We start from the raw sequence: 7,166 nt of genomic DNA, 5'->3' as shown, positions 1-7,166 counted from the left end.
GCGGTCACGTCCGGCGTGAGTCGGGCATCGGCGACGGGGGCGTCGAAGGCCCGGCCGAACCCGAGTTGCACATTGTCGGCGAAGGTACCGGACAGGACACGCGGCACCTGCGCCACGTAGGCGACCTGTCCGGGCCTCATGAACAACTCGGCATCGCCCACGACCTGGCCGTTCCACAGGACACGACCCTCGTAGTCGATGAGGCCGGCGAGCGTGCGCAGCAGGCTGGACTTGCCGGACCCCACCTGCCCCAGCAGCAACACGAGTTCGCCGCGCCGGATCGACAGGGATACGTCCTCGACGCCGACCGTGCCGTCCTCGTGGATGGCCGTCACGTCGTCGACGATGAGTTCTCGCAACGGAACCCGCTCGACCTCCGGTGCCGGTGGCGCCTCACCGGTGACCAGATCCACTCCCGGCGGGACCCGCATCAGGTCGACCCCGCCGGCCATCTGGCTCGTGGCCGCCTGCCACGATCGGGTGCCCGGGGCCTCGGTGACGACGGCGCCGGCAACCCGGCCGAACCACTCGAAGCCGTTGAGCGCGTTGGCGACGAGCAGTGCGGTCGCCAGGCCCCACCAGTTCTCTACGACCGCCGCCCACACGACGACGACCCCGACCTTGATCATGATCGTCGGCACGGAGTCGAGCACGGCCTGCACGTGGTGCTCGCGCACCGCGGCATCCACGCGGCCGGCATCGACCCGTTGCAGATGACGATGCAGCTCCGGCGTGCGCCCGGCGAGCTTGACCGTGCGCGCCGACTCGAGAGTGGAGACGAGCGCGCGGCCGAAACGCGCCCGCATGGCCGAAGCCTTGGTTGCCGTCCGGCCGGCGATCGGCCGCCCGATCGCGGAGGTCAGCGTGGCCGCCACGACGACCCCGAGCAGCACCAGGCCAGCCAGGGGATTAGCCGCAGCGACGGCGGTGACGGCCACGACGATCAGGCCGTTGACGAAGTCGACCCAGCGGTCGGCATACCGGGCGTAGCGATCGGAGTCCATGGCCCGGGCCACCACTTCGCCGGCCGGCACCTTCTCGAGTCGGCGCTGGGCGGTCTGACCGACGAGCACCGCCATCCGCACGCGCAGCAGCACCTCGACCCACCACCGTGGGTAGCGCGAGATGGCCTCGGCGAGCATCAGCGGCCCGACCAGCACCATGAACACGACACCAGCGAGCCACCACCACGGATCCTCGCCGCGGCCGATGCGTTCGACGGTGTGGCCCCAGGCGAACCCGGTGAGCGCTCCCGCGCCCCCGGTCAGCGACATGCCGAGGAAGAGCACGACGGCGAGCAGCCCCCAGCCCGGGCGCACGCGGAGCACACTGGTGATCCCGCGGGCGAGCGAGGGACCGGTCCCGGTCTCCGGGCGGTCCAGGGCCGCGCGCCGACGCCGGGCCGACCCGACGGACTCTGAGGTCCCGTCGGCCGGCGCGTCCACAGTGGCTCCCGGAACCGTGCCGTCCGGGTCTTGGCTGAGGTGCGGGGCTCCCGGCTCCGTCCCGGACGGGGCGACCCCCGGCTCGTCGAGGGTGGCCGAGCGCAGCAAGTCGCGGAAGGGGCCATCGATCGTGGCGAGGCGGGCCTGCGCCCCGAACTGGACGAGACGGCCGGCGGAGAGCACCGCGACCAGGTCGGCCCGGGCGATCGTCGAGAGGCGGTGGGCGACGAGTAGGCCGGTGCGGCCGCTGAGCAGCCGGTCGGCGGCGGCGACGACCCGGGCCTCGGTGAGCGGGTCCATGCGGGCCGTGGCCTCGTCGAGGACGACGACGTGGACGTCGCGGATCAGCAGCCGGGCGAAGGCGACGAGTTGCTCCTCGCCGGCCGACAGCGTGGTCCCGCCCGGGCCGAGCACGGTGTCGAGGCCGTGTTCGAGGCCGGCGACCCAGTCGTTCAGGCCCAGCTCGGCCACGACCCCCTCGACGCGCTCGCGGGGGAGGTCGGCGAAGAGCGCGATGTTCTGGGCCAACGTGCCTGCGAGGATCTCGGTGCGCTGGGTCACGACGCCGACCTGACGGCGCAACGACTGCAGGTCGAGGTCGAGCACATCGATGCCGCCGACGAACACCGTGCCCGGTGCCGGGTCGACCGCCCGCGAGAGCAGCGAGGCCAGCGTCGACTTGCCGGAGCCGCTCCGGCCCACCAGGGCCAGCGTCTGTCCGGCGGGGACGTGCAGATCGATGTCCGACAGGGCGAAGGTGCCCTCCTCGTAGGCGAAGTCCACGTGGTCGAAACGCACATCGACGTGTTCGGCCTCGATGCGTCGCCCGCCGACTGGCTCGGGGGCAAGCGCGAGCATCTGCCGGAGCCGGGTCACGGCCCCCAGACCCGCCTGGATGTCCGGCAGCTGTTCGGCCACGAAGCCGACGACGCCGACGAACTGGCTCGTGATCAAGAAGATCGTCACGAGCTGGGCGACCGACGCCCTTCCGCTGCTGGCCATGGCGACGCCGATGCTCGCGACCGCGGCCAGCAGGGCGTTGAGCACGAGCACACCCCGCAGCACGATCTTCTTCTCGAGGGTGATGACCGCGAGGAATCTGGCGTGGACCTGAGCCGAGAGCTGCGCCAGCCGGCGGATCGCGAAGGACTGGCCGAGGCTGGTGCGCAGGTCGTCCCGGCCGGCGATGCCCTCCTCGAGCGCTGCGGCGTGATCGGTCCAGGCCGCTTCCTCGATGACCTTGCGTTCGGCGATGGGCCGCAGCAGCGAGCGCATGCCCAGCCACGTGAGGAGGGCGAACACCGGGAACAAGAACCACGCCGGCCACCAGATCAGGCCGCCGATGACCCACATGGGCACGGCGCTGAACAGCGAGCGCAGCACCATCCACGACTGCCAGCGCATGAGATTGCCGACCTCGCGGGTGTCGTCGTCGACGCGGTCGAGCACCTCACCGACGGCCTGCTCGCCAAGGGCGGCGAGGGGCTGGTTGAGTGCGGCATCGAGCAGGTCGGCCCGCAACCCGCCCTCGACCCGGTCGATCTCGCCGAACCAGACGTAACGGCCGGCCATGTCGAGCACGGACCCACCGACCATCACGATGGCGAGCCACCGGACCAGCTCCCACGTCGGCGCCTCGGCGATCTGCCCGGCAAGGACATTGCCGAAGACCTGCGCCACCGAGCCGACCAACAGCACGGACAGGGCAACCATGTTCAACGGCGTCCTGACCCGTCGCCACGTCACCGTCCGGCGCGGGTCGGACGGCAGGGGAGGATTGTCGACCGAGATGGCCGAGGACTCGATGACGTTGCTACTCATGGCAATCAGGCAGCCTACGGCGCACCCCCGACACTCCGCGCGCGAATATCTATGCTGAGGCCCGTGCTCCCCACCCATCTGGACCTGACCGGACGCACCGCCATCGTCACCGGCGCCGGGTCACCGACCGGGATCGGGTATGCGGCCGCCACCCTTCTCGCCGGACTCGGAGCGAGCGTGGTGCTCGGGTCGACGACGGAGCGGGTCCAGCGGTGGCGGGCGAGCTTGGCGCGGAATCTGGACACGGCATACCTCGTGTGCCGCGCGGCGCTGCCGCACCTGCGTGCGAGCGGCTCCGCACGGATCGTCAATGTCACCAGCGTCACCGGCCCGGTGATGGCCATGCGCGGCGAAATCGCCTATGCCACAGCGAAAGCCGGCATGGTCGGCCTGACCCGGGCGCTGGCGGTCGACGAGGGGCCGCACGGGGTGACAGTAAACGCGGTGGCACCGGGGTGGATCGAGACCGGCTCCCAGACGCCGGACGAGGCGGAGGAGGGGCGGCATACCCCGGTCGGTTGCTCGGGGACAGCGGGCGAGGTCGCCTCCGCCATCGCGTGGCTCTGCACGCCCGGTGCCGCCTATGTCACCGGCCAGGTGATCGTCGTCGACGGCGGCAATGCCATCGCCGAGGAGCGGCTCGTCGCGACGCCCTAGAGACCGAGGTGCAGGCGCAGGGCTGCGTCGAGTTCCGTCTGCGGGATTCTTGGCAGCCTGCCGACCGTGTGGCCGATCCGTTCGACGGAGACCGAGCGGACCTGTTCGGCCTGGGCCTTCGAATCCCGGGGAAGACCCGTCTCGGCAGCGGGAGGGAATACCTGGAAAGGGGTGGACGCGCGAGATGCCGCTCGGGACCGGCACGACGGTCACCACGCCGCGTCCCAATCGCTCGGCTGCGGCATTGGCCTGGTCGTTGCTGACGATCACGGCCGGCCGTAGCGTGTCCGCCTCGCTCCCGAGAGTGGGGTCGAGATTGACGCGGCGGATCTCACCGCGGCGCATCGTCGAGACCTCCGGTAGCGAGCGGTGCCGACGACCTGCTGCGTCGCTCAGCCGGCCGCGACCGAGAAGGCCTCCTCGAGAATGTCCATGCCTTCGTGGAGCAGGTCATCGCCGATGGTCAGCGGCGGCAGGAAGCGGAAGACGTTGCCGAGGGTGCCGCAGGTCAACGTGACCAACCCGCGCTCGTGGCAGGCCTTGTTGATCGCGCCGGTCAGGGCGGCCGCGGGCTCCTTGCTCTCGCGGTCGGTCACTAGCTCCATGGCGATCATCGCGCCGCGGCCGCGGACCTCACCGACCTGCTCGTACTTTTCGGCGATCCGGCCCAACCGCTCATAGAGGATGGCCTCGATGGCCTTGGCCCGGCCGCACAGGTCGTCCTCCTCCATCGTCTCGATCGACGCCAGAGCGGCGGCGCAGGCGACGGGGTTGCCGCCGTAGGTGCCGCCGAGACCGCCGGGGTGGATGGTGTCCATGATGTCGGCGCGGCCGGTGATGCCCGAGAGCGGCATCCCGCCGGCGATGCCCTTGGCCGTCACGACGATGTCGGGCACGACCTGCTCGTGGTCGACGGCGAACCAGTCGCCGCTGCGGCAGAAGCCGGACTGCACCTCGTCGGCGATGAACAGGATGCCCTTGTCGCGACACCACTGCGCGAGCGCAGGCAGGAAGCCCGGCGGCGGGACGATGAACCCGCCCTCGCCCTGAATGGGTTCGATGATGACGGCGGCGGTGTTCTCCTCGCCGATCTGGGCGTGGATCTGGTCGGTGATGTAGTTGAAGGCCTCGGCCTCGCAGTGCTCCGGCCCGCCCGGCCAGCGATAGGGGTAAGCCATCGGCACGCGATAGAGCTCGGAGGCGAAGGGGCCGAACTTGTGCTTGTAGGGCATGTTCTTGGCCGTCATCGCCAGGGTGAGGTTGGTGCGGCCGTGGTAGGCGTGGTCGAAGGCGACGATGCCGTCCTTGCCGGTGAAATGCCGCGCCACCTTGACGGCGTTCTCGACGGCCTCCGCACCGGAATTGAAGAGGGCAGAACGCTTTTCGTGATCGCCCGGAGTGCGCTTGTCGAGTTCCTCGCAGACCTGGACGTACTCCTCATACGGCGTGACCATGAAGCAGGTGTGCGTGAAGTCGGCGATCTGCTTGCTCACTGCGTCGATGACGCGCTGGTTGCCATTGCCGACGGTCGTCACGGCAATGCCGGAGCCGAAGTCGATCAGCTGGTTGCCGTCGACGTCGCGCAGTATGCCGCCCGCCCCCGCCTCGACATAGATCGGCAGGCCGGTGCTCACGCCCGTCGATACCGACGCCAGCTTCCGCTGCTGCAACTCCTGGGACTTCGGGCCCGGGATGGCGGTGGTCAGGATGCGGCGCTGCTCGATCATGCTGCCGATACTAGGGGTGGTTGGCGCGCGATGTTAGGGGTATGCCGCGCGGGCGGCGGGGCTGGTCTCGCGGGCGCGCAGCCAGGGCAGGATCGCTACCAATGTCACGAGCCCGGTCACCACGAACGGCCAGTGGTAGCCGCCACTGAGATCCACGAGCGCGCCGGCCGCGATGGGTCCGAGGATGCCGCCGGCGTCCTGCGCCATCTGGAGGGCTGCGAGGGCCGGGCCGCCGCTGCGTTCCTGGCCGACGATGTCGGCCGCGGCCGCCTGCTGGGCGGGGGTCATCGTGCCGGCGCCGACGCCGATGATCAGGCAGAGGCCGACGAGCAGCGGGATGGTCACGGCGAAGCCGGTCCACAGCGTGGCGAATCCGCTGACCGCGAGCCCCCCGATGACGAACGGCTTGCGGCCGCGCACATCCGAGCGTCGTCCCGCCCAGGCGAGCCCGAGCATGTTGCCGACGGCGAAGACGGCCAGGGCGAGGCCGGCGACCCACGGCTGGTCGCTGACGACCGCGGCGGCGAAGAGGGGCAGGATCGCTACGCGCACACCGAAATTCGCCCACCCGTTGGCGAAGAAGGAGCCCAAGGCGGCGCGGTATGCCGGGTCGGGCAGGCACTCGCGCATCGTCACCGCGGGCCGGGCGGTGCCGTCGGCGACCGGTCGCCCCGCGTCTTTGGGCAGCATCGCCCAGACGAGCGCGGCCGCCAGAAGGATGCACACGGCATACGCCAGGAACGGCACCCGCAGGCCGAGCCCGCCGAGCAGGCCCCCGATCGCCGGGCCCGCGACCCCGCCGATGAGGAAGGCCGCGCCGTATGCCGAGGAGACCCGCCCACGGATCGCCGGCGGCGCGAGCCGGGCCAAAAGAGCAACGGCGGAGATGGTGAACATCGTCGAACCGAGCCCGCCGAGCCCGCGGTATGCGAGCAGCTGCCAATAGTTGTGCGCGAATGCCGTTGCGGCGGAGGAGATCGCGACGATGACGAGGCCGAGCAGATAGATGGGCCGTTCGCCGAAGCGGGCGACCAGGCGCCCGCCGCCGGGGGCGCCGACGAGCCGGAAGAACGCGAACGCGGAGACGACGATCGAGGCGGCCGTGGCGCCGACGTCGAAGGACGTGGCGAATGCCGGCAGCACCGGAGTGATCAGGCCGAAGCCGACGGCGATGACGAAGGCGGCGGCGATGAGGACCTGGATCTCCCGGGGTATGCGGGCACGGGGTTCCGGCGCGTCCTGCGGGGAGTGGAGGGTCATGGCGGGCACCAAGTATGCCGGGTCGCGCGTGTCGGCATGAAAAGATCGGGGAGTGACGACACCTTCCGCGCCCGGCTGGTATGACGACCCGGAGGCGCCCGACCAGCTGCGCTACTTCGACGGGATCGTGTGGACGCGGCATACCACCCCGCGCTCGACGCGCGCCGGTGCCGGCGCGGCGACCCCCCACGCCGGCGCTCCGGTTGCGCCCCAGCCGCAGCAGCAGCCGACCGGGACGGCAGACCCCTACGGCTGG

At 70.9% G+C, this 7,166-nt stretch carries 5 protein-coding genes and 1 pseudogene; 2 read left to right on the top strand and 4 right to left on the bottom strand.

Features of this window, described 5'->3' with window-relative positions; translation table 11 throughout:
* A partial coding sequence (locus BN11_RS07405; protein ID WP_053084033.1) for an ABC transporter ATP-binding protein occupies positions 1-3,266 on the bottom strand: 3,266 nt, incomplete at its 3' end.
* A gap of 63 nt (positions 3,267-3,329) precedes the next feature.
* Here BN11_RS07405 and BN11_RS07400 point away from each other — a divergent pair.
* Positions 3,330-3,923 (top strand): SDR family NAD(P)-dependent oxidoreductase, encoded by a 594-nt coding sequence (locus BN11_RS07400; protein ID WP_235435402.1) that lies wholly within the window; start codon positions 3,330-3,332, stop codon positions 3,921-3,923.
* Here BN11_RS07400 and BN11_RS26060 read toward each other — a convergent pair.
* The 3 genes and pseudogenes from BN11_RS26060 to BN11_RS07390 form a co-directional block, all read right to left on the bottom strand.
* A pseudogene (locus BN11_RS26060) lies at positions 3,920-4,268 on the bottom strand (type II toxin-antitoxin system PemK/MazF family toxin). The gene BN11_RS07400 and the pseudogene BN11_RS26060 sit on opposite strands and share 4 nt — an antisense overlap.
* A 47-nt stretch (positions 4,269-4,315) precedes the next feature.
* A complete protein-coding gene (gabT, locus tag BN11_RS07395; protein WP_048696236.1) occupies positions 4,316-5,650 on the bottom strand; it encodes a 4-aminobutyrate--2-oxoglutarate transaminase in 1,335 nt (444 codons plus the stop codon).
* Between the two features lie 33 nt (positions 5,651-5,683).
* Positions 5,684-6,910, bottom strand: coding sequence for an MFS transporter (locus BN11_RS07390; protein ID WP_048696234.1), 1,227 nt, complete (start codon positions 6,908-6,910; stop codon positions 5,684-5,686).
* 52 nt (positions 6,911-6,962) lie between these two features.
* Here BN11_RS07390 and BN11_RS07385 point away from each other — a divergent pair.
* Positions 6,963-7,166 (top strand): DUF2510 domain-containing protein (locus tag BN11_RS07385; RefSeq protein WP_048696233.1); only part of this gene is annotated, 204 nt, incomplete at its 3' end.

The sequence above is a fragment of the Nostocoides australiense Ben110 genome, from assembly GCF_001050535.1.
GTDB lineage: Bacteria > Actinomycetota > Actinomycetes > Actinomycetales > Dermatophilaceae > Nostocoides_A > Nostocoides_A australiense.
Note: the sequence above shows the minus strand (reverse complement) of the source record. Positions and strands in the feature narration are given on the sequence as shown.